At 69.6% G+C, this 24,357-nt stretch carries 28 protein-coding genes; 2 read left to right on the forward strand and 26 right to left on the reverse strand.

The window, feature by feature from the left end:
- The first annotated feature begins 70 nt into the window (after nucleotides 1–70).
- Entirely contained in the window at nucleotides 71–1,144 is a 1,074-nt protein-coding gene (locus tag ACXN5S_RS05310) for an aldo/keto reductase (protein ID WP_458604363.1), read from the forward strand.
- 28 nt (nucleotides 1,145–1,172) lie between these two features.
- On the opposite strand, the gene cysE is transcribed toward ACXN5S_RS05310, so the two are convergent.
- The 21 genes from cysE to ACXN5S_RS05415 all read right to left on the reverse strand — a co-directional run bounded on the left by cysE (nucleotide 1,173) and on the right by ACXN5S_RS05415 (nucleotide 18,811).
- Nucleotides 1,173–1,976, reverse strand: a complete 804-nt coding sequence (gene cysE / locus ACXN5S_RS05315; protein WP_458604364.1) for a serine O-acetyltransferase — start codon at nucleotides 1,974–1,976, stop codon at nucleotides 1,173–1,175.
- An 81-nt stretch (nucleotides 1,977–2,057) separates the two neighbouring features.
- Nucleotides 2,058–2,387, reverse strand: a complete 330-nt coding sequence (locus ACXN5S_RS05320; RefSeq protein WP_458604785.1) for a DUF7742 family protein — start codon at nucleotides 2,385–2,387, stop codon at nucleotides 2,058–2,060.
- Nucleotides 2,330–6,247, reverse strand: a complete 3,918-nt coding sequence (locus tag ACXN5S_RS05325) for a baseplate multidomain protein megatron (RefSeq protein WP_458604365.1) — start codon at nucleotides 6,245–6,247, stop codon at nucleotides 2,330–2,332. Before ACXN5S_RS05325 ends, ACXN5S_RS05320 begins: the two co-directional genes overlap by 58 nt.
- A gap of 3 nt (nucleotides 6,248–6,250) precedes the next feature.
- Entirely contained in the window at nucleotides 6,251–6,682 is a 432-nt protein-coding gene (locus ACXN5S_RS05330) for an NlpC/P60 family protein (RefSeq protein ID WP_458604366.1), read from the reverse strand.
- Entirely contained in the window at nucleotides 6,679–7,563 is an 885-nt protein-coding gene (locus ACXN5S_RS05335) for a DUF2163 domain-containing protein (RefSeq protein WP_458604367.1), read from the reverse strand. Before ACXN5S_RS05335 ends, ACXN5S_RS05330 begins: the two co-directional genes overlap by 4 nt.
- Entirely contained in the window at nucleotides 7,560–8,192 is a 633-nt protein-coding gene (locus ACXN5S_RS05340; protein ID WP_458604368.1) for a phage distal tail protein, Rcc01695 family, read from the reverse strand. Before ACXN5S_RS05340 ends, ACXN5S_RS05335 begins: the two co-directional genes overlap by 4 nt.
- Before the next feature lie 11 nt (nucleotides 8,193–8,203).
- A complete protein-coding gene (locus ACXN5S_RS05345; protein ID WP_458604369.1) occupies nucleotides 8,204–8,860 on the reverse strand; it encodes a phage tail tape measure protein in 657 nt (218 codons plus the stop codon).
- Nucleotides 8,850–9,155: a rcc01693 family protein gene (locus tag ACXN5S_RS05350; RefSeq protein WP_458604370.1), complete on the reverse strand. Its 306-nt coding sequence runs from the start codon at nucleotides 9,153–9,155 to the stop codon at nucleotides 8,850–8,852. Before ACXN5S_RS05350 ends, ACXN5S_RS05345 begins: the two co-directional genes overlap by 11 nt.
- Complete coding sequence (locus ACXN5S_RS05355) at nucleotides 9,152–9,472, reverse strand: gene transfer agent family protein (RefSeq protein WP_458604371.1); 321 nt, start codon at nucleotides 9,470–9,472, stop codon at nucleotides 9,152–9,154. The genes ACXN5S_RS05350 and ACXN5S_RS05355 overlap by 4 nt, the downstream gene beginning before the upstream one ends.
- On the reverse strand, nucleotides 9,472–9,888 hold the full coding sequence (locus ACXN5S_RS05360) for a phage major tail protein, TP901-1 family (RefSeq protein ID WP_458604372.1): 417 nt from the start codon (nucleotides 9,886–9,888) through the stop codon (nucleotides 9,472–9,474). The genes ACXN5S_RS05355 and ACXN5S_RS05360 overlap by 1 nt, the downstream gene beginning before the upstream one ends.
- A gap of 25 nt (nucleotides 9,889–9,913) precedes the next feature.
- A complete protein-coding gene (locus ACXN5S_RS05365) occupies nucleotides 9,914–10,324 on the reverse strand; it encodes a DUF3168 domain-containing protein (RefSeq protein WP_458604373.1) in 411 nt (136 codons plus the stop codon).
- Nucleotides 10,321–10,659: a head-tail adaptor protein gene (locus tag ACXN5S_RS05370; RefSeq protein WP_458604374.1), complete on the reverse strand. Its 339-nt coding sequence runs from the start codon at nucleotides 10,657–10,659 to the stop codon at nucleotides 10,321–10,323. The genes ACXN5S_RS05365 and ACXN5S_RS05370 overlap by 4 nt, the downstream gene beginning before the upstream one ends.
- Entirely contained in the window at nucleotides 10,656–11,252 is a 597-nt protein-coding gene (locus tag ACXN5S_RS05375; RefSeq protein ID WP_458604375.1) for a head-tail connector protein, read from the reverse strand. The genes ACXN5S_RS05370 and ACXN5S_RS05375 overlap by 4 nt, the downstream gene beginning before the upstream one ends.
- A gap of 75 nt (nucleotides 11,253–11,327) precedes the next feature.
- Entirely contained in the window at nucleotides 11,328–12,500 is a 1,173-nt protein-coding gene (locus ACXN5S_RS05380; RefSeq protein WP_458604376.1) for a phage major capsid protein, read from the reverse strand.
- Entirely contained in the window at nucleotides 12,497–13,093 is a 597-nt protein-coding gene (locus ACXN5S_RS05385; protein ID WP_458604377.1) for an HK97 family phage prohead protease, read from the reverse strand. The genes ACXN5S_RS05380 and ACXN5S_RS05385 overlap by 4 nt, the downstream gene beginning before the upstream one ends.
- Nucleotides 13,077–13,319 (reverse strand): GTA head formation protein, RCAP_rcc01685 family, encoded by a 243-nt coding sequence (locus ACXN5S_RS05390; protein WP_458604378.1) that lies wholly within the window; start codon nucleotides 13,317–13,319, stop codon nucleotides 13,077–13,079. Before ACXN5S_RS05390 ends, ACXN5S_RS05385 begins: the two co-directional genes overlap by 17 nt.
- Complete coding sequence (locus ACXN5S_RS05395) at nucleotides 13,312–14,514, reverse strand: phage portal protein (protein ID WP_458604379.1); 1,203 nt, start codon at nucleotides 14,512–14,514, stop codon at nucleotides 13,312–13,314. The genes ACXN5S_RS05390 and ACXN5S_RS05395 overlap by 8 nt, the downstream gene beginning before the upstream one ends.
- 122 nt (nucleotides 14,515–14,636) lie before the next feature.
- Nucleotides 14,637–15,110: an N-acetyltransferase family protein gene (locus ACXN5S_RS05400; RefSeq protein ID WP_458604380.1), complete on the reverse strand. Its 474-nt coding sequence runs from the start codon at nucleotides 15,108–15,110 to the stop codon at nucleotides 14,637–14,639.
- 7 nt (nucleotides 15,111–15,117) lie between these two features.
- A complete protein-coding gene (locus ACXN5S_RS05405) occupies nucleotides 15,118–15,726 on the reverse strand; it encodes a VOC family protein (protein WP_458604381.1) in 609 nt (202 codons plus the stop codon).
- 101 nt (nucleotides 15,727–15,827) lie between these two features.
- Nucleotides 15,828–17,954, reverse strand: coding sequence for a methylmalonyl-CoA mutase (gene scpA, locus ACXN5S_RS05410; protein ID WP_458604382.1), 2,127 nt, complete (start codon nucleotides 17,952–17,954; stop codon nucleotides 15,828–15,830).
- Complete coding sequence (locus ACXN5S_RS05415) at nucleotides 17,951–18,811, reverse strand: hypothetical protein (protein ID WP_458604383.1); 861 nt, start codon at nucleotides 18,809–18,811, stop codon at nucleotides 17,951–17,953. The genes scpA and ACXN5S_RS05415 overlap by 4 nt, the downstream gene beginning before the upstream one ends.
- 132 nt (nucleotides 18,812–18,943) lie before the next feature.
- On the opposite strand from ACXN5S_RS05415, the gene ACXN5S_RS05420 reads away from it, so the two are divergent.
- On the forward strand, nucleotides 18,944–19,477 hold the full coding sequence (locus ACXN5S_RS05420; protein ID WP_458604384.1) for a DUF4174 domain-containing protein: 534 nt from the start codon (nucleotides 18,944–18,946) through the stop codon (nucleotides 19,475–19,477).
- Nucleotides 19,478–19,486: 9 nt separating this feature from the next.
- Here the strand turns inward: ACXN5S_RS05420 and ACXN5S_RS05425 are convergent, their stop codons facing one another.
- The 5 genes from ACXN5S_RS05425 to ACXN5S_RS05445 all read right to left on the reverse strand — a co-directional run bounded on the left by ACXN5S_RS05425 (nucleotide 19,487) and on the right by ACXN5S_RS05445 (nucleotide 24,272).
- Complete coding sequence (locus tag ACXN5S_RS05425) at nucleotides 19,487–21,508, reverse strand: acetyl-CoA carboxylase biotin carboxylase subunit (RefSeq protein ID WP_458604385.1); 2,022 nt, start codon at nucleotides 21,506–21,508, stop codon at nucleotides 19,487–19,489.
- 81 nt (nucleotides 21,509–21,589) lie between these two features.
- Nucleotides 21,590–21,817 carry a hypothetical protein gene (locus ACXN5S_RS05430; RefSeq protein WP_458604386.1) on the reverse strand — a complete coding sequence of 76 codons (228 nt, stop codon included), beginning with the start codon at nucleotides 21,815–21,817 and terminating at the stop codon, nucleotides 21,590–21,592.
- 205 nt (nucleotides 21,818–22,022) lie between these two features.
- Nucleotides 22,023–22,367 (reverse strand): hypothetical protein, encoded by a 345-nt coding sequence (locus ACXN5S_RS05435; RefSeq protein WP_458604387.1) that lies wholly within the window; start codon nucleotides 22,365–22,367, stop codon nucleotides 22,023–22,025.
- Entirely contained in the window at nucleotides 22,367–22,738 is a 372-nt protein-coding gene (locus ACXN5S_RS05440) for a DUF6497 family protein (RefSeq protein WP_458604388.1), read from the reverse strand. The genes ACXN5S_RS05435 and ACXN5S_RS05440 overlap by 1 nt, the downstream gene beginning before the upstream one ends.
- Nucleotide 22,739: 1 nt before the next feature.
- Nucleotides 22,740–24,272: an acyl-CoA carboxylase subunit beta gene (locus ACXN5S_RS05445; RefSeq protein WP_458604389.1), complete on the reverse strand. Its 1,533-nt coding sequence runs from the start codon at nucleotides 24,270–24,272 to the stop codon at nucleotides 22,740–22,742.
- Between the last annotated feature and the right edge of the window lie 85 nt (nucleotides 24,273–24,357).

Below are 24,357 nucleotides of genomic sequence, written 5' to 3' on the forward strand. Positions count from 1 at the left end.
AACTGGTTGACCCGGGCGCGACAAGCCCACAGGTATCGTAGCGACCGTTACGCATCTGAAAGGACCCCCCATGTCCCTCCTCTACCGCGCCCTTGGGCGCTCCGGCCTCGTCGTCAGCCCGCTCTGCCTGGGCACCATGACGTTCGGCCCCGGCGAGTGGGGCGCGAGCGAGACCGCCGCGCGCGAGATCTTCGACGCCTATCGCGATGCGGGCGGGAATTTCATCGACACGGCCGACATCTATTCCGGCGGCGCCAGCGAAGAGCTGGTGGGCCGGTTCATCGCCGAGGCCGGCTGCCGCGACGAGGTGGTGCTGGCGACGAAATTCGGCTTCAACGGCTCGGCAAGCCCGCTGGCGGCGGGCGCGGGCGGCGCCGGCAACCCCCATGCCGGCGGCGCGGGCGCCAAGAACATCCACCGCGCGCTCGAGGGCTCGCTGAGGCGGCTCGGCACCGATTACATCGACCTGTACTGGATGCATATCTGGGATGGCGTGACCCCGGTGGAAGAGATCGTGCAGGTGCTGGGCGATCTCGTCCGCGCCGGCAAGATCCGCTACTACGCCTTCTCCGACATGCCCGCCTGGCTGGCGATGAAGGCCGCCACCATCGCGGCGGAGCGGGGCGTGCCGGGGCCGATCGCCATGCAGCTGGAATATTCGCTCGTCGCCCGCGATGTCGAGGCCGAGCACATCCCCGCCGCGCGCGAGGGCGGCATGGGCGTGATGCCGTGGAGCCCGCTGGCCGGCGGCTTTCTCACCGGCAAGTACCGGCGGGGCGAGACCGAGGGCACGGGGCGGCTGAGCGGCGCCAACCCCTTCGGCGACAGCAAGTTCTCTGACCGGAACTGGCAGATCCTGGAAGTGCTGAGAGAGGTCGCCGGTGAGCTCGGGGCCGAGCCCGCACAGGTGGCGCTCGCCTGGGTGATGGGCCGGCCCAGCGTCGCCTCCACGCTCGTCGGGGCGCGCAATGTGGCGCAGCTGCAGGGCAATTTCGCCGCGCAAGAGCTGCGCCTGAGCGCCGAGCAGAGGGCCCGCCTGACAGAGGCGAGCGCACCCACGCCCGGCTTCACCGCGGGGCTCGCGACGCCCGGCATCCGCCGGATGCTCTTTGGCCGCCACGAGGTAGCGGGCTGGGGCGAGTAGCGCCCCGCCCGGCCCCGCCCCGCCCGGCTCAATATCCCAGCAGCTGGTCCATCGCGACGGAGGGCTGGTCGCAGCCCGCCTCGCCCACGATCTTGGCCGGTACGCCCGCGACGGTCTTGCAGCTCGGCACATCGTGCAGCACGACCGAGCCGGCGGCGATGCGGCTGCAATTGCCGACATGGATATTGCCGAGCACATGGGCGCCGGCGCCGATCAGCACGCCGTTGCCGATCTTGGGGTGGCGATCCTCGGTGTCCTTTCCCGTGCCGCCAAGCGTGACGGAATGCAGCATCGAGCAATTGTCGCCCACCACCGCCGTCTCGCCGATGACGATGGAATGGGCGTGGTCGATCATCAGCCCCTTGCCGATGCGCGCGGCAGGGTGAATGTCGACGCCGAACGCCTCCGAGGCACGCATCTGGATGAAATAGGCCAGGTCGAGCCGGCCCTGCTGGAACAGCCAGTGGCCCACGCGATAGGCCTGCACGGCCTGGAAGCCCTTGAAGTAGAGCAAGGGCTGCAGCAGCCGGTGGCAGGCCGGGTCGCGCTCATAGACGGCGGCGATATCGGCGCGGGCGGCGGCGGCGAGGCCAGGGTCGGATTCGTAGGCCTCCTCGACGATCTCGCGCAGGATCTGCTCGCCCATCTCGCCATTGGCGAGCTTCAGGGCGATGCGGTGCGAGAGCGCCCGCTCCAGAGTGGAATGGTGCAGGATCGAGGTGTGGATCATGCCGCCCAGCAGCGGCTCGGCGGCGATGGCCTCTTCCGCCTCTTCGCGGATGCGGCTCCAGACCGGGTCAACCTCGGTCAGTTTCGGCTGAAGCTTGGGCATGGCGCCACTCCTGGGGTCAGTTACCCATGGACTTAGGGCTGCGGGCCCCATCTGCCAAGACCAAAGCTCTGATCCGCCGCATCACCGCTGGCGATGAGACCGCCAGGTCGCGATGGCGGTGAGGAGAGTGGAGAGCGCCTCCAGATAGGCCCGGCTATCGAGCGAGGGGCCGGGCGCGCGCGGGCGGCGAAGCGCCGCCTCGGCCAGCGTGCCGGAGCCGAGGGTGTGTGGGCGGTGGAGGCGCTTGCGGTAGCGGTCCGCTATGTCGGCCTCGTGCAACATCTGCGCAGCGAGGGCCGGCTGCTCGCCCGGCGGGCAGGTGAGCAGCGCGCGGGCTGCGCTGTCGAGGTCGGTCAGGGTGATCGGGCGCAGCAGGCGAGGTTGATCCCCGCCGGAATGCCCCAGCCCCAGCGGTCGGAGCGCTGCTCGACCTCCAGCCGGTAGCCGGCCCCTGCCCCGTCGGCGGCCTGCTCGGCGGCGCCATAGGTCCAGGCCGGCAGTGCCACCTCCTCCACCCGGATCGGCGCGCCGCCGCCGGGCGGCAGGATGCGGATGCGGTAGCGCTCATAGGCCTCGCCGAGCGGCACCTCCTCACTCTCCCAGCTCTCGCCCTCCAGCCGGGTGCGGCGAACCCATAGGAAATCTGTGCCGCCGCCAGGGCGCGGCACGGCGCGCAGGTGGCAGGGGGCGTAGGGGCGCAGGCCGGCGCCGCGGAAGGAAAGCTCCGCCTCGCGGTAGCTGGCATGATCGAGCGGCTGGCTGGCGGGGCCATAGCGGTAGCTGCGTGGCAGGCCGCGAAGATCCTGCGGCAGGTTCGCCTGGCGGGGCCGGCCGTTGAGCAGCACGAAGAAGCTGCCAGCGGGCCAGACCTCCTTCATCAGCGCCTCGCTGCCGAGCTGGCCGCGCAGGCGCATCGTCAGATCATAGGTGCGCGGGCCGACCAGTTCGGCACGGCGGAACTGGATCACCTCCCAGGCGGAGCCGTTGCCGGGCCCGAGGGCGGCCAGGTTCGCGCCCTGCAGCAGCGCCTCGTCACTGACCGAGAGCAGCTCACCCGAGATCAGCTTAACCCGAAGCGCCGCCCCCCTGTCCCACAGCCCCGGCTCGGCCGCGGCCAGCGGTGTGAGAAGCGTGCCGACGATGGCGGGCTTCGGCAGCAGCTGCGGCGCGCCGAAGCTTTCGCCGTCATTCGCCGCGTAGAGCGCCACATCGCCGGGCCAGGGCCGGGCGGTAGCGGCGACATGCGGGGCATGCGGCACCTCGGCGCCGGTGATCAGCGGCAGGTCCATGAAGATGGCCTCGACCGGCACGGGCGGAACGGAGACGGGCGCGCCCGGCAGCTCGTCGGCGGCATCCTGGCCGCGGTAGGTTTCGGGCTCCACCCGCGTCGCCTCGGCGCGCAGGAAGCCGACATCCTCCAGCCGGTCGAGCCGGAAGCGGCGGTTGCCCAGAGAGACGATATCGCCCACGCCCAGCGCCGCCCCGTCGGAGGGCGGCAGGGCGAAGCGCAGCGTCTCGCGGGTCAGCCGCGCTTCAGCCAGCCAGCGCTCGGCAATGTTGCGCGCCTCGCCCCGCGTCAGCGCCAGCGGCAGCTCCGAGGCGGAGACGAGCAGCGAGGGGTCGTCGGCGAAGACGGCCTCTGCCGCGCCGGCCTGGTATTCGCCCTCGCCCTCCAGATAGCTCAGCCGCACACGGCCGACCCGCTCGGCCTCTGCCGAACGGATATCCTCCCGCGTCGCCTCGGCCTCGGGGTCGAGCACGAAGCGATCCGGTGTCAGCGCCACGGCGCCTTTCTGCCCTCGCGAGATGAAATGCAGCGCCCCGTCCCGCTCCACCGCGTCGAAGCCAAAGGCCAGCATCAGCACCTGCAGCGCGGCGCGGCCCGTGGCCTCCTCGGCCATCTGGTAGCCGCGCACGATGCCGTGCAGGCGCGACGTCTCCACCGCTGTCACGCCGGAGCGGGCGCAGATGTCGCGCACCACGGCGCTGAGCGGCCGGGCGCTGGTGCGGCCGGTCAGCCAGTGCCCGCGGGCGTAGTTGTCGCCATCAGTCCAGAGGTCGCCGCGCTGGGGGAAGGCGGGGAACGGCCGCGCATCCCAGGCCCACCAATAGGTCCGGGGCCAGTCCACCATCGGGCCGTCATAGAGAGGCGAGACCGGGTTGTTGGCCGGGTCGCTCCAGTGCCGGTGATGGGCACGCATGTATTGCAGCTGGATGTATTCGTCGCGCTGGCCGTTGGAGAAATAGGGCAGCGCGCTTTCACTGCTCTTGGGGTCGCGAAACTTGTTGGGCTGGTTGGTGCCCTTGTCGACCGCCGCGCAGCCAAGCTCGGTGAAGCGGATCGGCTTGCAGCGCGGTTGCCAGGCAGTGGGCTGCGCCTGCCGCACGCCGTCGATGCGCTCGTAATGCAGCTTCGACCACCACGAGCGGATGTCCTTGGCCCGCCAGACCCAGGGCTCGGCCTCGCCATCGGTGATGGGGGTGCGGATCTGGTGCTCACGGTCGTAGTCGCTGGCGTAGTACCAATCGTACATCTCGCCGCCGGCGACATTGGCGGAGAGGTAACCCAGATCGTAGATCGCGCCCGCCCCGGCATCGGCGTGATCCTCGCCCTCGCGCCAGTCCGACAACGGCATGTAATTGTCGATGCCGATGAAATCGATGTTGCCGTCCATCCAGAGCGGATCGAGGTGGAAGTAGCGGTCCATCGTGCCGGGCGGCTGGTAGCCGAAATACTCGCTCCAGTCGGCGGCATAGGTGAGCTTGGTCTCGGGGCCGAGGATCGTGCGCACATCCGCCGCCAGCGCGATGAGCTGGGTCACGGCGGGAAAGCTGTGTCCGGCGCCCCGAATGGTCGTGAGGCCGACCATCTCGCTGCCGATGCAGAACGCCTCCACCCCGCCAGCGGCGGCGCAGAGCATGGCCTGATGCAGGATGTAGCGGCGGAAGCTCCACTCCTCCGGGCCGTCATAGGTGACCTCGCCGCCGCCCAGCGTGAAGTCCTGCGGCGCCGCCGTCCCAAAGAACGCGGCCACCTCCGCCTCCGCCGCGGCGGTGCCGTCTGTGGTGCCTTCGAGCCCGGCGGCCAAAGCGGTGGTGATCCGCCCGCGCCAGGGCAGCGGCGGCTGGCCTGTGCCGCCCGTCAGCGGGTTGGGCAGGGTATTGCCCGCCATCTGCTCCATCAGAATGAAGGGATAGTACATCACCTCCTGTCCCGCCGCCTTCAGGCTCTGGATCGCCTCGATCACCGAGGCATCACAGGGCGTGCCGCCGTAGACGGGGTTGCCGCCCACCTTCGGCACCTCCTCCGCCTCGGCGCGGGTCAGCGGCCCGACGCGCCAGGGCATCTCCGGCGCATCGACATCCACCTGCTCCACCTTCGGCTTGATCTGGCAGGAACCGCAGCGCAGGTCGTCGCCGAACCAGCTCACAACCAGGCTGACCGAGCCGCAGCGCGGCAGCTCCTCCGTCAGCGCCGTCAGCGAGGCGGTGAAATCAGTGCCACCGCCCTTGGTGTTTAGGTTCACGGGCACCTGCTCCCCCAGCTCGCCGGACAGCCAGACCGGCGAGGTCGCCAACGCGTATTCCCCCGTGCCCGGGATCATGGCGACGCCCTGCGTCAGGCCGGCGAAATCTTCCGCCTCCTCCGGCAGACCCGGGCGGAAGATCTCGAAGCTGAACTGCGGCACCCGGTTGCCCCAGGGGCCGAGCGGCAGATCCTCGAACACCACATAGGCGGTGCCTCGATAGGCCGGCGCCGCCCCCTCGATGGCGGTGATCTTCGGGTCGGGCGCCTGGGTCTCGCTGCCCTCATAGACGCGGATGGTCAGCTGGCTGCGGTCGACCTCTTCACCATCCGCCCAGATCCGGCCCACCCGCGTGATCGGCCCCTCGCAAAGCGCGACGGCGAGGCTCACCGAATAGGCGTAGTCCACCGGCGCCCGCCGCGCCCCGCCCTTGCCGCCGCCGCTGGTCGGCTCACCCGCCACTGGCTCCTCCAGAAAGCGCGAGGCCCAGATCACCTGCCCGCCCACGCGCATCCGCCCATGCACCTGTCCCACCGGCGTGCCGATCTGCGCCCCTGTGACGCGAAAGCGGTCGATCCGCCCGCTCTCGGCCGGCGCGCTGCCGCCAAGGAGCGCCCCGTCGATCAGCCGCCCCGCCACGGCACCCGCCGCGCGGCCGACCGAGGCCATCGGCAGGCCCATGAGAGAGCCGCCTAGCGTGCCGCCGATGGCGGAGCCGGCGGCAGAAAGAAGAAGGGTCGCCATGGCTCAGAGCTCCTCTGGGAAAGCGAAACGATGCGCGATGCGCCGGGCCCAGGGGGCGGAAAGCGGGCTCTCGACCACCCCGTGCCCCTGGTAGGAATGAATGAAACTCGCGCCGGCCCCGGAGCCGGCGGCGATGCCCACATGCTTGGCGATGGCCCCCTGCCGCATGCGAAAGAGCAGCACATCGCCCGGTGCGCCCTGCCCGGTCGCGCGTGGCCGCAGATGCCGCAGCGCCGCCGCCAGCAGCACCTCCTCGCCCCGCACCTCGCCCCAGTCGGGCCGGTAGGGCGGGATCTCCTCGGGCAGCGCGCCATAGCGCTCGCGCCAGACCCCCAGCAGCAGCCCCAGGCAATCGCAGCCGGCGCCCTTGCAGCTCGCCTGATGGCGATAGGGCGTGCCCAGCCAGCCGCGCGCGAGAGCGACGATCTCGCTCATGCCGCGCCCCCGCTCAGCGAGCCGCCATCCTCATCCGCCTGGCCCCTGGGAACGGCCATCAGCCAGTCTTCCCCCGGGATCTGCGGAAAGCCCCGGTAGTTGGCGAAATTCTCGAAGCGCGCCTGGCAGGTCGCCGCACGCTTGTCGCAGCCTGCCGTCACCCGCAACAGATCGCCGGCCACCAGCGGCCCCGGCAGCGGCGCCCAGAGCTCCAGCATTCGCGGCGCGCCCGCCTCGGCAATGTCGCGCTTGATGACGGCCGCGAGGCCCTTGGCGGCGCCACTGAGCACCTCCAGCCGCCCCTTGGCGAACCAGCCGGGCGCATATCCCGGCTGCTCGGCGATCTCGATGAGGCTGCCGTTGGCCTGCAGCGCCTCGGCCTCCACCCGGAACACCGGCAGTGACAGATCCACGCCGCAGGCCGCATCGCCCAGCACCGCCGGGCAATCGCGCTGATAGCTGCGGGTCTGCACCCGGCCCAGCCGGTCGGCCAGCCCGCGCAGCTCGGCATGAAAGGCACCGCCCCCGGCCCGGATCTCGCCGATATGCCCGGCGAAGCGCAGCACCCGCTCGGCCGGGTTGGCCCAGTTCACGGCCCACGCGCGCACCTCGGCGCCGTCATACCGGCCCGCCTCGATATCCGCCGCGGTGATGGCCTCGTCACTGAGCGCGCCCAGGGCTTCCGCGTTGTCCACCGAGAGCCCCGTCGCCTGCACCAGCGCGCTGGCCGTCAGGCCCGTCGCGGCGCGGTAGACCAGCCCGCCGAAGCGCACATCGGCATCGTGATCGCTGAAGGCCAGCAGGGCGCCATCGGCACGCCGCACGTCCCAGCAGCGGCAGACAGTCGTCGCCCCGCTCTCCAAATGGCCAACCAGGCTCATAACCGCAGCTCCACCACCGGCACGCTCGGCAACTCCCCCGCATTGAACGAGGCCAGCGAGATCGCGATCCGGTGCGTATCGAACCGCACCGGCACGTCGAACTCGAAGCCCGCCGTGATGCGCGCCTCCACCGCAGGCGGCGTCGCGAAGCTCACTACGCCGGTCGCAGGGTCGAGCGACCAATGCTCCCCCTCGACCAGCTCGTCGCCTGAGACGGCCACCCGCACGCTGCCCGCCACCGGCTTGGCAATCGGCCGATACGCCGCCGCCGGCCCCGACCGATAGGTCTTCACCAGCGGAAACTCCGCCGTCACATGGTCGCCGATCGCGATGAGCTGGTCGCCCGGGCCCACCGGCTCGGCCTGCGGCGCGCTGCGGTAATCGGCCCAATCCTTCCAGCGAAAGCCGTAGAGCTGCCCGGCCCGCGCCTCGAAGAAGGCGATCAGCGCCTCGAGATCGTCGAGGCTGCGCAGGCCCAGCCCCGCGTCATAGCGCCGGCGCGACTGCGCCCAGGGCGCGTTCCTCTCCTCGAAGCCGTTGGCGAGCGTGACGATCTCCGTCCGCCGCTCCGGCCCGCCGGTCGAGCCGAAGCTCAGCGAGGCGGGAAATCGCACATCGTGAAAGCTCATGGCATCTGCCCCTATCTGTTGCGCTGGCCCTGGCTCAGGGCGCGGGCCATCTCGGCGGCGATCTGGCTCTGGCTGCGGCGGAAACCGGCGACATCGGGCGTCGTGACGTTGATCGTCACCTGCACCGCCCGCGCCTCGCCGCTCGCCTGCACGCCAAGCCGCCCATCGGCCCCGCGCGCCAGCGGCATGATCGCCTCCGGCCCCGCCTCACCCATCAGCCCGGTGCCGCCGCGCATGGGAAAGGTCGTCGGCCCCGTCACCACGCCGCCCTGCGCAAACGGCATCACCCGCCCCTGCGCAAAGCCATTGCCGAGCGCATTGGCCGTGACCCCGCCGAACAGCCCCGCCACCCCGCGCGCCACCAGCCCGCCAAGCTGATCCGTCACCGGCTTCATCGCCGCGTCATAGGCCGTCTCGGCCAGCGAGCGCCCAAGGCCCCGCAGCGCGTCGCCCAGGCGCTGCCCGTCGAGGATCACCCCGTCGAACGCGCGCCTGATGCCACCCGAGAAGCCAGACGACAGCCGCCCCATCTCGGCCCCGCTCAGCTTCATGCCCGCCTGCATCCGCCCCAGCTCGGCCGTGAAGGCGGCGCCCATGGCGCGCGCATCGTCCAGCGCCCCGCCCAGCCCGTCCATCTCGGCCGCGAACCCGTCCAGTTCATCCGTCATCCGCCACATCTCCTGCCACCCGGGGGCCCGCGCCCTCTTCCCCCTCGCTTTTCTGCAAATATCCCGGGGGGGCCGCAGGCGGGGGGCAGCGACCCCCTCCGCCCTCTTCGCCCGCGCCCCGGTCCGGGAACCGCGCTGCCAGCTCGCCCAGCCGCGCCCGCCCCATGGCGCCCGCCCCGTCCTGCCCCAGCATCACCAGCAGCTCCGCCGGGGTCAGCGCCCAGAACTCGGCCGGTTTCAGGCGCAGCCCGCGCAGGCCCAGCCGCATCAGCCCCGGCCAGTCGATCCGGCTCACGGCGCCTCGGGCGGCGCGAAAGCCAGCGCCAGAAGCCGTGCCGCCGCCGCTGCCGCGCCCACCGGGCCACCCTCGATCTCGGCCTGCAGCAGATCGTCCGGCCGGCCCTGCCAGCCCCCGCCGCGCAGACCCGCGGTGATCAGCAGCAGCAGGTCGCGCCCGGAAAAGGCGCCGCCCTCGAAGCGCTCGATCAGCTCGGCCAGCGAGCCTGTGCCGAGCGCCTCCTCCAGCTCTGCCAGCGCGCCCAGGGTCAGCCGGGCCCGCATGGGTAAACCGTCGACGCTCAGCTCCACCTCGCCTGCGTACGGGTTCGCCATCAGACCAGCGGCTCGAAGGTCAGCACCCCGGCGGAGGCCATCGACATCTCGTAGGTCGCCTCGCCGTTGTAGCTGCCGGCATATTCGATGGCAGAGATCTGGAAGGCCCCCTCCACCGTGCCGAAACCCGGGATGATCACCTGGAACTCCGGCACCTCGCCGCTGAAGAACAGCGCCCTGCAGCGCTCGTCGGTCACCTCGTCCTTGAAGACGCCGGAGCCGGAGAGGCTGGCGCTCTTCACGCCCGCTCCGCCGAGCAGCTCACGCCAGCCGCCGGTGCTCTCCAAGCTGGTCACATCGACCTGCTCGGCGTTGAAGGCGATGCGGGTCGCCCGCAGGCCCGCGACGGTCTCGAAGCTGCCGCTGCCATCCATGTCGATCTTGATGAGAAGGTCCTTGCCGTTCTGGGCCGCCATGTCGTTGCTCCTTGAAATGAGGGGGCTAGTCGTCTTCCAGACGGGCCCGGAAGATCAGGTCGATGCGGCGGCGGTCCTCTGTCTCGATCCGGGCCGCGCGGGCGCGCTGAAAGGCGAGGCTCACGATCCGCCCCCGCGCCATCGCCGGCGGCGCCCCAGCAAGTGCATCGCAAACGGCCGCCGCCAGCGCCTTGGCCCCGGCGAAGCCCGGTTGCCGCGCGAGGATGCTGAGCGTGAACTCGTGCAGCGCGCCGCGGCTCGTCTGGCTGGAGCGGTCGCGCACCGCCTCGGGCCCGATCAGCAGGTAGAGATCGGGCGCCTCGCCCGGCGGCAGCGCATCGAAGATGTCGCCGCCCACCAGCGCCGCCACGGCAGCGTCGCCCGTCAGCCGGGCATAGAGCGCCTGCTGCAGGGCGCCGGCCATCGCATAGCTCATCCGATCTGCTCCTCTTCCGTCAGCGCGGTGAGGTAGCGCTGGCCCGCATCGCTCTCGCCGACCGACAGGATGCGGAAGACCCGCGCGCCCTCGCGCAACCGCTGCTCGGGCATGGGCCGGGAGGGCGCGCCTAGGGGCGCCGCCCGAAAGGTGACCTTCGCCCGCCGCCGCGCCTGCGGGCCGCCCTGCCCGGCCGCCTCGGCCAAGCTGCCGAGCGCCACCTCTGCCCAGAGCGTCCCCAGCGGCGCCCAGCCTTGGGTGAAGCCCCCGGCCCCATCGGCCACGCGTTCCGGCGCTTCCAGCACCAGCGGGCGGGTCAGCTGTGGGGCCTTCATGCCTGGCCCCCGAACAGGCGCACGTTGCGGTAGCGCTCGATCAGGGCCGAGACGCCGAAGGGCATGCAGCCGGCGCCGAGCTTGGTGTCATGCCGGAACTCGTAGTAATGCGCCGCCAGCATCAGCACCGCCTGCGCCAGATCGGCCGGCAGGTCGGTGAAATCCGGCCCGAAGCCCGCCGTGAAGCGGATCGCCACCTGTCCGCCTGACGGGATGCTCGGCAAGGCCCCGCCGCGCGCCTCCAGCACCGGACGTGAGGTGTCTTCCACCAGCCGCCAGGCTTCCGGCGCTACGCTTGTCGCCACGCCCTCGCCATCCGTCACCGCGACGCTCAGGATCTCGCTTACCGGCGCCACCGGCAGCGGCTGGCGGGCGGTGGCGCTCCAGCTCTCCCGCGTCCACAGAAAGTCGCGCGCGATCAGCACCTTGCCGGTGCGCGCCTCGATGGCGGCGAGGGCAGCGCGCACGAACCCCTCCAGCACCTCGTCCTGCAGATGGCCGTCGGCAAAGCCCGTGCCCAGGCGCAGATGCGCCTTCAGCCCCGCCACCGGCAGCGCCGCAAGGTCCACGCCTGTTTCTTCCACCAAAATCATGCCTGGCTCCTCGCGCCGCGCTTTCTGGGTGGGCCGGCCGCCGGTGCGGCCGGCCCGTCACTCGGGCCCCTAAGGTCAGGAGGTGCCGAATTTCAGCAGCTTGATCGCGGCGAAGTCGCTCACGCCGCCGCCGACGCGCTTGGTCGCGTAGAACAGCACATGCGGCTTGGCGGAGAACGGGTCGCGCAGCACCCGCAGGTCGGGCCGCTCGGCGATGGTGTAGCCGGCGCCGAAATTGCCGAAGGCGATGGCGCAGGCATCCGAGCCGATGTCCGGCATGTCCTCGGCCACCAGCACCGGGTAGCCCATCAGCCGCGCTGGCTCGCCGGCGGCCAGCCCGTCGCTCCACAGGAAGCGCCCGTCATTGTCCTTCAGCTTGCGCACCGCGCCGGTGGTGCGCGAGTTCATCACGAAACTCGCACCGGCCCGGTATTCGGCCCCCAGCGCATAGACGAGATCGACCACGGCGTCAGAGGCGTTGACCGACGCAAAGGCGCCATCGGCCCCGGTGGTGACATAGCCAAGCTTGTCCCAGGCCCAGGAGGCGTTGGCGACCTGCGAGTAATCGAGAAAGCCGCGCGGCATGTCGCTGCCATCGCCATTGATGAAGGCCGCGGCCTCCGACCGGGCGAATTTCTCGGCGATGCGCCCGGCGAGCCAGCCCTCGATATCGAAGGCGCTGTCATCCAGCAGGCGCTGGCTGGCCTTCGGCATGGCCGACAGCTCGTGCAGCGCGATGGTGATGCGGTCGATCACCGGGGTCGAGGTCTCCGAAATCGTAGAGGCCTCGGTCGCCCAGCCGGCCCCCATCTCGGTATGGTCGACGAGCACATCGTAGGACGACGCATCGACATGCACCACGTTGGCGATGGCGCGGATCGAGGCGGTGGCGTTCAGCACCGAATTGACCGTCTCGGAGGTCTGCGGATCGACGAGGTAGCCGCCGTCACCGGTGGTGGCGAGCGCCTTGCCCTCCAGCTCAAGGTGGCGCAGGCCATCGTCGTCGCCTGAGCGCAGATAGGCGTTGAAGGCCTTCTGATGCGGCGCCTCGCCCTCGGCCCCGCGGGCGAGAGCCGGGCGGCGGCCGGGCTGGGTCATCTTGCGGTCGAGTTTGGTCATGCGGTCGTCCTGCTCTTGAAGTTTCACATTGATATCGGCGGCGAAGCTGCTGAACTGGCTGATGAAAGCCGCCATCTCGCTCTTCGCCTCTGTTGCGGCGCCGGCGCCGCGTGTCTCGTGTTGCGTCATCTGCCTTGTCCCTCGTTGATCGCCCTTTGGCCGGCGGCTGCGCCCCCGCGCGCCGCCGCCACCCCCTCGCGCAGCTGGCGGAAGAGCCCGGCCAGGTCGCGCCAGCTCTCCTCCTCCGCACTCCCCTCGCCCTTCGCACCGACGCGCGCCTCGGGCAGCATCGGGAAGGTCACCAGCGACACCTCCCAAAGCTCCAGCTCCGCCAGGCGCCGCTGCCCTTTGTCGTCTTTCGTCGCGCGCAAGGTGCGGTAGCCGATGGAGAGCCCGTCGATGGCCCCTGCCTCGATCAGCGCCGCCGCCTCGCGGCCCCGCGCCACATCGGTCAGCAGCCGGCCCTTCACGCGCAGGCCGCGCCCGTCCTCGACGACCTCGTCCCAGATGCCGATCACTTCGCGCGGGTCATGCTGCCACAGCATGCGCACCCGCCCGCCCTTGCCCGCCAACTTGCGCAGGCAAGCGGCGTACGCCCCCGGCTCCACCACGTCGCCGCCCTTGTCGGCCTGGCCGAAGAACGAGGCGTAGCCCTCGATGCAATGCCCGTCGGTCAGGCGCATGGCCGCGCCGGCGCCCGCGAATTTATGCTCCAGTTCCATCACCCATCCGCTCCATGATCTGCAGGAAGGCCTGCGCCAGGATCGTGCCCAGCACGCCGTACACCGTCAGCCAGAGCCGCCGCTCCAGCCGCTCCATCGCCGCCTCGATGCGGCTGAGATGCTCCGACATCTGCGCGAATTGCAGCGCCGAGAGCCGCTCATACGCCTCGATCTTCAGCCCCGGCCCGCAGGCGAAGGGCTCTGCCCAGGGGCGCTCTTCACCCATCGGCCCCCTCCATCGGCGGCAGGCCCAGCAGGCGCCGCTTCTCGGCATCGCTCAGGAACCCCGCCGCCGCGATGCGCCGCCACTGGCTCTCCCGCTCGGCCGAAAGGGCGGCGATCTGGTCGAGATCGGGCTTCAGCTCCAGCCGCTCGCCGGTGAAGTCGCCCAGCCAATCGGCCAGCGCGCCCAGCAGCTTGCCCGCCAGCGGCAGCACGGTCAGGCGGTAGAAGGCGCGGTTGGCCTCCTGGTAATTGGCGTAGGTCGCGTCCCCCGGAATCCCGAGAATCATCGGCGGCACCCCGAAGGCGACCGAGATCTCGCGCGCCGCGGCCTCCTTGGTCATCTGGAATTCCATATCCGAGGGCGAGAAGCCCATCGGCTTCCAGTCGAGCCCGCCCTCCAGCAGCATCGGCCGCCCGGCATTGCGCGCGCCCTGATGCTGGCTCTCCATCTCGCCGAGCAGGCGGTCGTATTGATCCTGGCTCAGCGCCGATTGCCCGTCGGCCCCGCGATAGACGATGGCGCCCGAGGGCCGGGCCGCATTGTCGAGCAGCCCCTTCGACCAGCGCGAGGCGGCATTATGCACGTCGATCGCCACCGCCGCCGCCTGCAGCGGCGACAGGCCGTAGTGATCGTCCTGCGGGTGAAAGCTCTTGATATGGCACACGGGCGCAGGCCCGTCGCCGAGTGTGAAGCGGTGCTTCTTGCCGCCCACGCTGTACTCATAGGCCACCGGCCAGCCATCGGCCCCCGGCAGCAGCGACACCCGGTCGGAGCGCAGCACATGCAGCTCCTCCGGCGCGGCGCTACCGGCCACGGCCTCCAGATAAGCATTGCCCGTCAGCAGAAGCTGCCCATAGGCCGCCTCGAGAAACTCCGCCCGCCCCTGCGCGCCGTTCGGCCGGGCCAGCAGGGCAAGCACCGGGTGCGTCTCGAAGCGGCGCGCCTCGTTCTGCAGCACCAGCGGCAGGGCGGCGGCAGCCTCGGCGATCAGCTTCACTGCGCGAAAGCCCACCGGGTTGGCGGTGAAGCCGGTCTTGGTGAGCGAGACGACGTCGCGCGGGCTCCAGGCAACGCGGTGGCCGCCGGCCCAGGCGATCACCCCGCCCGCCGCCGAGGCCTTCGCCTCCAGCCCCCCAGGCCCGGGCGCCTTCGCCGCCGGCACATCCTTCCCCGCCTGCTTGCCAAATCCGAACATCGCCCGCTCCTCGCTTGCTGAGGGCAGACAATCGGGGGGAAAGCTTGCGACGCACCTGTGCCACCGCGCGGAGCCGGGCGCCCGCCGCAACAGCCGTCAGGCGGCCGAAAATTCCCGAAGGATCAGAGGGTCTTCTGCATCACCACGGCATCGAGCCAGCGGCCGAACTTGCGGCCCGTCTCGGCCAGCCGCCCCGTCTCGCGGTAACCGACGGCCTTGTGAAAGGCGATTCCCGCCGCATTCTCATGGCTGACGACGGCGAGCATGATGTGGTGGCCCTTCGCCCTCGCATCAGCCTCCAGCGCCGTCATCAGCGCCCGGCCTATCCCCCGGCCATGGGCGCGGGGCGCCAGCAGCACCGTATGCTCCATCGACGCGGCATAGCCGTTCGAGGGGCGAAACTGCCCGTAGGTCGCAAAGCCCAGCACTTCGCCCCCCTCCTCGGCCACCAGAAAGGCCGGGCGCTGCGCGATCATCTCGGCAATGGCAGCGTCGGTTTTCTCCTCGTCGGAGAAGATCGTCGTGGTGTCCCGGATCACCGGGTTCCAGATCGCGGCAAGGGCGGGGATGTCGTCGGGCGTCGCGGGGCGGATCATCTAGCGCTCAGGTCAGGTGGCGGGAGCCGCCGGGGGTGTCGATCTCCGCAGAGATGCGAAAGCGATCCGCCCCCGTCAAGCCGATCCGTGCATCGGGCAGTGCCCCACCCATCGCCGCCAGCGCCTCGCTGGCCAAAGGTGCCTGAAGACTGAGCGACCGCAGCCGGCAGCCGCTCTCGGGCAGGCGCTCACCCACAGGCTGCGTCTGCCATTCGATCAGCGTCGGAAAGGCCCCGCCCATCGGCAGCTCACCGCCAGAAGGCACCGCGATCCGCCAGCGCAGATCGCCTCTGGTCAAGTCAATCGGCGCCCCCACGAAGGGGGCCGCATCGAGCGCCCGGTCGAGATCGTCCACCGCGCAAACCCAGTTGCCGAGCCTTGGCGGCCCGCTCACGGCATCGAGGCCGAACCACCGCGGGTCAGCGGGCGCCTCTGCCTCGGGGTCGGGCGCGATGACCTCAAGATAGATCCCGTCGCCCAGCGAGATCACGGCATTATGGGTGCCGAAGCGCGCGTGCTTGCCGCCGGGCTCCAGCGGCAGCCCCAGGGCCGCCTCCGCATGGGCGATGCCCTCTTCGAGGTCGGTACAGAGGATGACGAGATGGTCGAGCCGCATGGCGGCGACCGTCCTCCGCCCTCGCCCCACAGTCAATCCCGGCGCGTCGGAAACCATACGGGTTCCGCCTTCGATTTCCATATGGAAATCGCCGACCCGCCCTACCGGTTCGGGATGGCCCCACGCAGCAGCCCCAGAATCTTCCGCGCCGCCTCGGGAATATTCGTCCCCGGCCCGAAGATCGCCTGCACCCCAGCCTCGCGCAGAAAGGCGTAATCCCCCTGCGGTATCACCCCGCCGCAGACGACGATCACATCCTCTGCCCCGCGCGCCTTCAGCGCCTCCACCAGCTGCGGTGCCAGCGTCTTGTGCCCGGCGGCCAGCGAGGAAATCCCCACGACTTGCGCCCCCTCGGCGATGGCCGCCTCCGCCGCCTCGTCCGGCGTCTGGAACAGCGGCCCGACCGAGACATCGAAGCCGATGTCGCCAAAGGCGCTGGCGATCACCTTGGCGCCGCGGTCATGCCCGTCCTGCCCCACCTTGACGACCATCAACTTCGGCGCTGCACCCTTCTCCTGCGCATAGGCCGAAAGATCGCCCTGCAGCGCCTCGAACCCCGCGTCCCCCTCATAGGCGCCGCCATAGACGCCCGAGAGCACATGTGTCTCGGCCGCATGCCGCCCGAACACCTGCTCCATCGCGCCACTGATCTCGCCCAGCGTCGCCCGCGCCCTCGCGGCCTCCACCGCCGCCTCCAGCAGATTGCCACCCTCGGCAGCCCGCCGGCCCAGCTCGGCCAATGCGGCCTCCACCGCAGCGCCGTCGCGGGCGGCGCGCAGCTTCTTCAGCCCAGCCACCTGCCCCTCGCGCACCTTGGCATTGTCGACATCGAGCAGGTCGATCGGCGCCTCCTCGTCCTGCCGGTACTTGTTGACCCCGACGATCACGCTCTCGCCCCGGTCGATCAGCGCCTGCCGCCCGGCCGCCGCCGCCTCGATCCGCGCTTTCGGCATGCCCTGGCTCACCGCCTGCGTCATGCCGCCAAGGCTCTCGACCTCTTCCATCAGCGCCCAGGCCTTCTCGGCCAGCTCGGCGGTCAGGCTCTCGACGTAGTAAGAACCCGCCAGCGGGTCGACCACATTGGTGATCCCCGTCTCCTCCTGCAGGATCAGCTGAGTGTTCCGCGCGATCCGCGCCGCATGGTCCGATGGCAGCGCCATCGCCTCATCAAGGGCGTTCGTATGCAGCGATTGCGTGCCCCCCAGCACGGCAGAGAGCGCCTCATAGGCGGTGCGCACCACGTTGTTGTACGGGTCCTGCTCCTGCAGGCTCACGCCCGACGTCTGGCAATGGGTCCGCAGCATCGACGAGCGCGGGTCCTGCGGCGAGAACTCCTCCATCACCCGGTGCCACAGCTGCCGGGCAGCGCGCAGCTTCGCCGCCTCCATGAAGAAGTTCATGCCGATGGCGAAGAAGAAGCTCAGCCTCGGCGCGAAGCTGTCCACCTTCATGCCCCGCGCGATGGCCGCACGCACGTAGTCGCGCCCGTCGGCTAGGGTGAACGCCAGCTCCTGCACCAGCGTCGCGCCGGCCTCTTGCATGTGGTAGCCGGAGATCGAGATGGAGTTGAACCGCGGCATCTCTTTCGCCGTATATTCAATGATATCTGCGACGATCCTCATGCTCGGTTCTGGCGGGTAGATATAGGTGTTCCGCACCATGAACTCTTTGAGGATGTCGTTCTGGATTGTCCCCGACAGCTGCGCCCGGCTAACCCCCTGCTCCTCACCTGCCACGATGAAGCTCGCCAGCACCGGGATCACAGCGCCGTTCATCGTCATCGAGACTGAGATATCACCCAGCGGGATACCGTCGAACAGCACCTTCATGTCCTCGACACTGTCGATGGCCACTCCGGCCATGCCGACATCGCCCTCCACCCTCGGATGGTCGCTGTCGTAGCCGCGGTGCGTCGCCAGATCGAAGGCCACCGAGATGCCCTGCTGCCCGCCTGCCAGCGCCCGGCGATAGAAGGCGTTGCTCTCCTCCGCCGTCGAGAAGCCGGCATACTGGCGGATCGTCCACGGTCGCCCGGCGTACATCGTCGCCCTCGGACCGCGGGTATAGGGCGCCTCGCCCGGCGTGGCGGAAAGGTCGAGCCCCGCAACATCCTCCGCCGTGTAGAGCGGCTGGATGTCGATGCCCTCCAGCGTGTGCCAGATCAGACCGTCGAGGCTCCGGCCCTTCAGCTCTTTCTCGGCGCGGGCGCGCCACTCGTCCTTACTCATGGCATCATCCCTTCTGTTGCGGGCTCTTCCACGCAGCGCGCGAGCCCCTCGGCACCGCCGCGCAGCCAATCCAGATCGGCGGCGTAGACGTCCCGAAGTGCCTCCACCTGCGCCGTCGAGAACGGCTGCCACGGCCCCTCGCCCTCCGGCAGGCCCGCGCCGCCCGGCGCCACACGCAGCTCCGCCAGCGAGGGCCGCGCGTTGTGCACTCGCCCGCCGGCATCGGCCAGAGCGCCCGCGAACGCCTCCCCCGCCAGCAGCGCCAGCTGCGCCTCCGGCCGGGGCGCGAAGGCGGCGGCGGGCCAAACCGTGACGCTCGTCCCCGGCAGCGCCCCCGCCGCCTCGCGGATCACATGCCGCCAGCCGCGCACCGAGCGGCCGATGGCCTCCAACGCTTCGTCATCCGCCGCCGGCTGCCCCCGTGCAACCAGGTTGGCCAGGGCCGAGGCCCAATATTCATCGAGCGGGCGGATCGCGAGCCCCAGCGAGACCTCATGCCCCTCAAGCGCCGGCCCCAGCCGACCAAGCCAGGCCGTCACATCGGGATAGAGGCTTCGGCACCGCAGGTTGTTGCGCATCGTCCCCGGCAGGTTCTCTTCCGAGATCAGCAGCCGCTGCCGCTCGCCCTCCAGCCGCGCCAACTCGGCCCTCAGCTTCCCCGTCGCGTCGCGCCCCGCCGCCTCGGCACCCTCTTCGGGCCGACCGTCCAGCCCGCTCAGCCAGCCGCCCCGGCGCGTCTGCCCCGGCAGCCACACCGTCAGCCCCGCCGCCCGCAGCGGCCGGCCGCTGGCCGCCAGGGCCCGCTGCAATGTCGTGGTGCCCGTGCGATGCGCGCCGAGATGCAGGGTGATCTTCACGCGGCAGCCTCCCCAATTGCCCCCTCAAGCCCGGCCGAAACGCGGCAAGCCCTCATCGCGGGCGATAAATTTCTGTCTATCGGCACGAGGCCGCTCTTCGCAAGCGCCCCGCCGCCGCCTATATATTGGGGCATGACGCCAGCTTTTCGCGCAATCTGCGCCGCAATCCTCGGCCTCGCGCCGCTCGCCGCCACCGCGCAGGAGACGGCGCCCGCGATGGCCTCGCCCGAGAGCGAGCCCGGCGTTCTCGCGGTGACTGAGCCCGAAAGTGTCCTCGCCGCCTGGCGGGACGACCCGATGCGCGTCTTCTCGGGCCTCGAGATCGGCGTCGAAGAGCTGCAATACGTGGCCCGCCCGCTCTTCGTCTTCGCCGACAGCCCGCTCGACCCCAACTTCATCCAGCAGATGGAGCTGATCGAGGATGGCTGGAACGATCTCATCGCCCGCGACGTGCTGGTCATCGCCGATACCGAGCCGTCGGCGAACAGCCCCGTGCGCGAAACCTTCCGCCCGCGCGGCTTCGTCATGATCCTTGTCGGCAAAGACGGCCGCATCGCGCAGCGCAAGCCCAGCCCATGGGCCACGCGCGAGATTGCCCATGCCATCGACAAGCTGCCGCTCCGCCAGCAGGAAATCCGCGAGACGGGCACGCTCGGCGGCCGCTAGGCCCCCAAGCTACTCGAACTCCATGATCACATCGTCCACCGCCAGGCTGTCACCCTCGGCGGCGTTGACCTTGGTCACCACGCTTCGCTTCTCGGCGCGCAGCAGGTTCTCCATCTTCATCGCCTCGATGGTGCAGAGCGGCTGGCCCTCCTCAACCTGATCACCCACGGCCACGTTCATCTTCACCACCAGTCCCGGCATCGGGCAGAGCAACAGCTTCGACGTGTCGGGCGGCAGCTTCTCCGGCATCAGCGCCGCCAGCTCGGCCTGGCGCGGGGTCATCACCCGCACCGGCAGATCGGCGCCGCGCAGCCGCATGCGAAAGCCCAGCGGCATCGGCGCCACCTGCATCAGCAGCGGCTCGCCATCCACCTGCAGCCGGGCCAGGCTCTGCCCCGGGCTCCAGGCCCCCGTCACCCGCATCTTCTCGCCGCCTGCGAAGGTGACATCGGTGCCGAACGGGTCCGCCGCCGTCGACACGGCGAAACTCTCGCCCTGCGCCGTCACCACGAAGTCGCTGCCGAGCGTGCGCTTGTGGTTGTCGATGCGCCCCGAGATGCGGGCGCGGCGGATTTCGGCAATCCGGTGCATCGCCGCCGCCACCGCTGCCAGCCGGCGCAGCTGGCCGCCTGGCAGGCTGACGCCTTCAAAACCCTCGGGCCATTCCTCGGCGATGAAGGCTGTCGTCATCTCGCCTGCCACGAACTTCGGATGGTCCATCACGGCCGAGAGGAACGGCAGGTTGTGCCCGATCCCCTCCAGCTCGAAGCTGTCGAGCGCATCGCGCATCGCGCCAATGGTCGCCTCGCGGCTTGGCGCCCAGGTGCAGAGCTTGGCGATCATCGGGTCGTAGAACATGCTGATCTCGCCGCCTTCGACGACACCGGTGTCGTTGCGCACCACCTTCTCGGGCGTCGCCACCTCCTCCGGCGGTCGGTAGCGCGTGAGCCGGCCGATAGAGGGCAGGAAGCTGCGATACGGGTCCTCGGCGTAGAGCCGCGATTCCATCGCCCAGCCGTTGATCTTCAGATCCTCCTGGGCAAAGGGCAATGGCTCACCCGCCGCCACTCGGAGCATCTGCTCGACGAGGTCGACGCCCGTGATCAGCTCCGTCACCGGATGCTCGACCTGCAGGCGGGTGTTCATCTCGAGGAAGTAGAAGTTGCGCGCCCCGTCGACGATGAACTCCACCGTCCCCGCGCTCTGGTAGCCTACGGCCTGCGCCAGTGCGACGGCCTGCTTGCCCATGGCGGCCCGCGTCTCTTCATCCAGAAACGGCGACGGCGCTTCTTCGATGACCTTCTGGTTGCGCCGCTGGATCGAGCATTCCCGCTCGTGCAGATAGACGGCATTTCCGTGGCTGTCTGCCAATACCTGGATCTCGATGTGGCGTGGCTGAGTGACGAACTTCTCGATGAAGATCCGGTCATCCCCAAAGCTCGCAGCCGCCTCGCGCTTGGAGGCTTCGAAGCCTTCGCGCGCCTCATCCTCATCCCACGCAATCCGCATACCCTTGCCGCCACCACCGGCGCTGGCCTTGATCATCACCGGGTAGCCGATCTCTCCGGCAATCCGCGCCGCCTCATCGGCATCCGCGATCAGCCCCATGTGCCCCGGCACCGTGCTGACGCCCGCCTCGTCGGCCAGCTTCTTCGAGGTGATCTTGTCGCCCATCGCCTCGATCGCTGCGGCAGGCGGGCCGACAAACGCCACAGCTTCGTCCGACAAGGCCTTGGCAAAGCGCGGGTTTTCCGAAAGGAACCCATAGCCCGGATGCACCGCATCCGCCCCGCTCTGCCGCACAGCGGCCATCACCCGCTCGATGTCGATGTAGCTCTGCGCCGCCGGCGCCGGGCCGATATGCACCGCCTCATCGGCCATCTGCACGTGCAGCGCGCGGCGGTCGGCGTCGGAATAGATCGCGACCGTAGCAATCCCCATTTTACGCGCCGTCTTGATGACACGGCAGGCAATCTCGCCCCTGTTGGCGATCAACAGCTTCTTGAACGGCACACATATCCCCCCAGACATGACGAAGCCGCCGAGGGCATCACGCCCCGGCGGCTTCCACTCTTATGGCTCAGGCGGCGCTTGGCCGCCCGGCGAACGGCCTCAGCAGGCGCCCGCGGCGTTGGCGATGGCACCGGCGCCGGCACCCAGCGCGGCAGCGCCGACGGCTTCGCGCGCATCGGCGCCGTTGAGCATCTGCGAGCCGGCATAGAGGCCGGCACCGATGGCGGCGCAATCGGCGCCCGAGGTACGGGTGGTGTCATAGGCGCAGCCAGACACGGCGCCGGCACCAGCGGCAACGATAACGGTGACTTTGAGCATCTTGAGCATGGATCTTCTCCTGTCGATTTGGCCTCAAGCTGATGCGATCCTGCCATGCGGCAAGTCGCCCGCCAAGACAGAGGCCCTATCTGTGGCTGTAAAGCAATAACAACCGGCGGAAATCGGCGAAGCTGCGCCGCAGCAAGGGGTTGAGAGCGGCCGGAAGACCCGGTTCGGCGCCAGGAATGTGGCCGAAGCGCCCCGCCCGCCGGTGTCACTCGAACACCTCGGGGAAGCTCACCTCCGCCCGGGCGCGGTCGATTCTCAGCAGCGCGTCGTAGCTTTCGGGGTCGAACTCCTCCTCGGCCGGCACCACCTCGCGGCCGAACAGCCATGACAGGCGCCCGGCATCGAGGTTGCCGCGCACGAAGGGCTCTTCGCCGAACTGCTCCCAGAGCGCGGCCATGAAGTAGAGATCGGCCATCCGGTCGGCGTGGCGCCGGTCGCGATACCGCTCTCGGGCGGTGATCTTCGTGGCCCCGGCCTTGTTGGCGCGGCGAATGGTGAACTGGTGATCTGTCCCCGTCAGGCGGGAGGGGAAACCGCGGTGTTTTTCCATCAGAACAGTTCCCACACGCAGGCGCCGTCTTCCACCCGAAAACCTTCAAAAAACTGCACCGCCTCCGCGTCGGGCACGCCGAAGGGCAACTCCCGGTCGGCGACCGAGATAATCACCTCTCCCGGCACCACGCCATTCTCGGCCAGCGCAGGCAGGGCGAGATTGTCGCAAAGCCAGAGGAAATCTCCCGAGACCTCCTCGAAATCCCCCTCCGTCAGCCCTTCCGAGACGAAGCGCAACCGCGCCGGCCCGCCCTGTTCGAGCACCACGTCAAAGATGCGCCACGGCTGGCCCGAAGGCGCGGCGACGTTCTGGGCGGCGGCGGGCGCGGCCAGCAGGATAGCCAGAGAAAGAGTGTACCTGTTCAACATGTTACAGCGGGATGTTATCGTGTTTCTTCCATGGAATGCTCTGCTGCTTGCCTCTGAGCGAGGCAAAGGCCCGGCAGAGCCGCTTGCGGGTGCCATGCGGCTGGATCACCTCGTCGATGAACCCGCGCTCCGCCGCCACAAAGGGGTTGGCAAAGCGGTCTTCATATTCCTTCGTGCGCGCCGCGATCTTCTCAGGCTGGCCCAGCTCGCTGCGGTAGAGGATCTCAACGGCCCCCTTGGCCCCCATCACGGCGATCTCCGCCGTGGGCCAGGCATAGTTAAAGTCGCCCCGTAAGTGCTTGGAAGACATCACATCATAGGCCCCGCCATAGGCCTTGCGGGTGATCAGCGTGACCTTCGGCACCGTCGCCTCGCCATAGGCAAAGAGCAGCTTCGCCCCGTGCTTGATGACCCCGCCAAACTCCTGCGCCGTCCCCGGCATGAAGCCCGGCACATCCACCAGCGTCAGCAGCGGAATCTCGAAAGCATCGCAGAACCGCACGAACCGGGCGGCTTTGCGGGAAGCGTCGATATCCAGGCACCCCGCCAGCACCATCGGCTGGTTCGCCACGACACCCACGCTCCGCCCTTCCATCCGGATGAAGCCGGTCACAATGTTCTTGGCGAACTCGGCCTGAATCTCGAAGAAATCGCCCTCGTCCGCGAGCTTCGTAATCAGCTCCTTCATGTCATAGGGCTGGTTCGGGTTCTCCGGGATCAGCGTGTCGAGGCTCGGCTCCACCCTGTCGACCGTATCGTGAAACGGCCGCACCGGCGGCTTCTCGCGGTTCGACAGCGGCAGGAAATCCACCAGCCTGCGCACCTCTTCCAGCGCTTCGACGTCGTTTTCATAGGCCCCATCGGCCACCGAGCTGCGGCGCGTATGCGTCGTCGCCCCGCCCAGCTCCTCGGCCGTGACCACCTCGTTGGTAACGGTCTTCACCACGTCCGGCCCGGTGACGAACATGTAGCTGCTGTCCTTCACCATGAAGATGAAGTCGGTCATCGCCGGCGAATAGACGGCCCCGCCCGCACAGGGCCCCATGATGACGCTGATCTGCGGCACCACCCCGCTCGCCATGATGTTGCGCTGGAAAACCTCGGCATAGCCGGCAAGGCTCGCCACGCCCTCCTGGATGCGGGCGCCGCCGCTGTCGTTCAGCCCGATCACCGGCGCGCCGTTCTGCATCGCCATGTCCATGATCTTGCAGATCTTCTGGGCATGCGTCTCGCTCAGCGAGCCGCCGAAGACGGTGAAATCCTGGCTGTAGACGTAGACCATCCGCCCATTGACCGTGCCCCAGCCGGTCACAACCCCGTCGCCGGCCGGGCGCTGCGCCGCCATGCCGAAATCGGTGCAGCGATGGGCGACGAACATGTCGAATTCCTCGAAGGAGCCCTCATCGAGCAACAGCTCGATCCGCTCGCGGGCCGTCAGCTTGCCCTTGGCGTGCTGCGCGGCCACCCGCGCCTCGCCGCCGCCGGCCCGGGCCTCGGCCCTCCGCGCCTCCAGCTCCGCCGCAATCTCCTGCATGCCTCGTCTCCCTGCGCTCCCTCTTCTCCTTTAGCCTGCTACACCCTCCGCCCCAAAGGAAAAAGCCGGTGCTGCCGGCGCCTTA

The sequence above is a fragment of the Pseudoroseicyclus sp. H15 genome, from assembly GCF_054353345.1.

Coding starts and splice junctions, on each gene's coding strand:
- ACXN5S_RS05310 (WP_458604363.1), top strand. CDS start 71: ATGTCCCTCCTCTACCGCGCCCTTGGGCGCTCCGGCCTCGTCGTCAGC.
- cysE (WP_458604364.1), bottom strand. CDS start 1,976: ATGCCCAAGCTTCAGCCGAAACTGACCGAGGTTGACCCGGTCTGGAGC.
- ACXN5S_RS05325 (WP_458604365.1), bottom strand. CDS start 6,247: ATGGCGACCCTTCTTCTTTCTGCCGCCGGCTCCGCCATCGGCGGCACG.
- ACXN5S_RS05330 (WP_458604366.1), bottom strand. CDS start 6,682: ATGAGCGAGATCGTCGCTCTCGCGCGCGGCTGGCTGGGCACGCCCTAT.
- ACXN5S_RS05335 (WP_458604367.1), bottom strand. CDS start 7,563: ATGAGCCTGGTTGGCCATTTGGAGAGCGGGGCGACGACTGTCTGCCGC.
- ACXN5S_RS05340 (WP_458604368.1), bottom strand. CDS start 8,192: ATGAGCTTTCACGATGTGCGATTTCCCGCCTCGCTGAGCTTCGGCTCG.
- ACXN5S_RS05345 (WP_458604369.1), bottom strand. CDS start 8,860: ATGACGGATGAACTGGACGGGTTCGCGGCCGAGATGGACGGGCTGGGC.
- ACXN5S_RS05355 (WP_458604371.1), bottom strand. CDS start 9,472: ATGGCGAACCCGTACGCAGGCGAGGTGGAGCTGAGCGTCGACGGTTTA.
- ACXN5S_RS05360 (WP_458604372.1), bottom strand. CDS start 9,888: ATGGCGGCCCAGAACGGCAAGGACCTTCTCATCAAGATCGACATGGAT.
- ACXN5S_RS05365 (WP_458604373.1), bottom strand. CDS start 10,324: ATGAGCTATGCGATGGCCGGCGCCCTGCAGCAGGCGCTCTATGCCCGG.
- ACXN5S_RS05370 (WP_458604374.1), bottom strand. CDS start 10,659: ATGAAGGCCCCACAGCTGACCCGCCCGCTGGTGCTGGAAGCGCCGGAA.
- ACXN5S_RS05375 (WP_458604375.1), bottom strand. CDS start 11,252: ATGATTTTGGTGGAAGAAACAGGCGTGGACCTTGCGGCGCTGCCGGTG.
- ACXN5S_RS05380 (WP_458604376.1), bottom strand. CDS start 12,500: ATGACGCAACACGAGACACGCGGCGCCGGCGCCGCAACAGAGGCGAAG.
- ACXN5S_RS05385 (WP_458604377.1), bottom strand. CDS start 13,093: ATGGAACTGGAGCATAAATTCGCGGGCGCCGGCGCGGCCATGCGCCTG.
- ACXN5S_RS05390 (WP_458604378.1), bottom strand. CDS start 13,319: ATGGGTGAAGAGCGCCCCTGGGCAGAGCCCTTCGCCTGCGGGCCGGGG.
- ACXN5S_RS05395 (WP_458604379.1), bottom strand. CDS start 14,514: ATGTTCGGATTTGGCAAGCAGGCGGGGAAGGATGTGCCGGCGGCGAAG.
- ACXN5S_RS05400 (WP_458604380.1), bottom strand. CDS start 15,110: ATGATCCGCCCCGCGACGCCCGACGACATCCCCGCCCTTGCCGCGATC.
- ACXN5S_RS05405 (WP_458604381.1), bottom strand. CDS start 15,726: ATGCGGCTCGACCATCTCGTCATCCTCTGTACCGACCTCGAAGAGGGC.
- scpA (WP_458604382.1), bottom strand. CDS start 17,954: ATGAGTAAGGACGAGTGGCGCGCCCGCGCCGAGAAAGAGCTGAAGGGC.
- ACXN5S_RS05420 (WP_458604384.1), top strand. CDS start 18,944: ATGACGCCAGCTTTTCGCGCAATCTGCGCCGCAATCCTCGGCCTCGCG.
- ACXN5S_RS05425 (WP_458604385.1), bottom strand. CDS start 21,508: ATGTCTGGGGGGATATGTGTGCCGTTCAAGAAGCTGTTGATCGCCAAC.
- ACXN5S_RS05430 (WP_458604386.1), bottom strand. CDS start 21,817: ATGCTCAAGATGCTCAAAGTCACCGTTATCGTTGCCGCTGGTGCCGGC.
- ACXN5S_RS05435 (WP_458604387.1), bottom strand. CDS start 22,367: ATGGAAAAACACCGCGGTTTCCCCTCCCGCCTGACGGGGACAGATCAC.
- ACXN5S_RS05440 (WP_458604388.1), bottom strand. CDS start 22,738: ATGTTGAACAGGTACACTCTTTCTCTGGCTATCCTGCTGGCCGCGCCC.
- ACXN5S_RS05445 (WP_458604389.1), bottom strand. CDS start 24,272: ATGCAGGAGATTGCGGCGGAGCTGGAGGCGCGGAGGGCCGAGGCCCGG.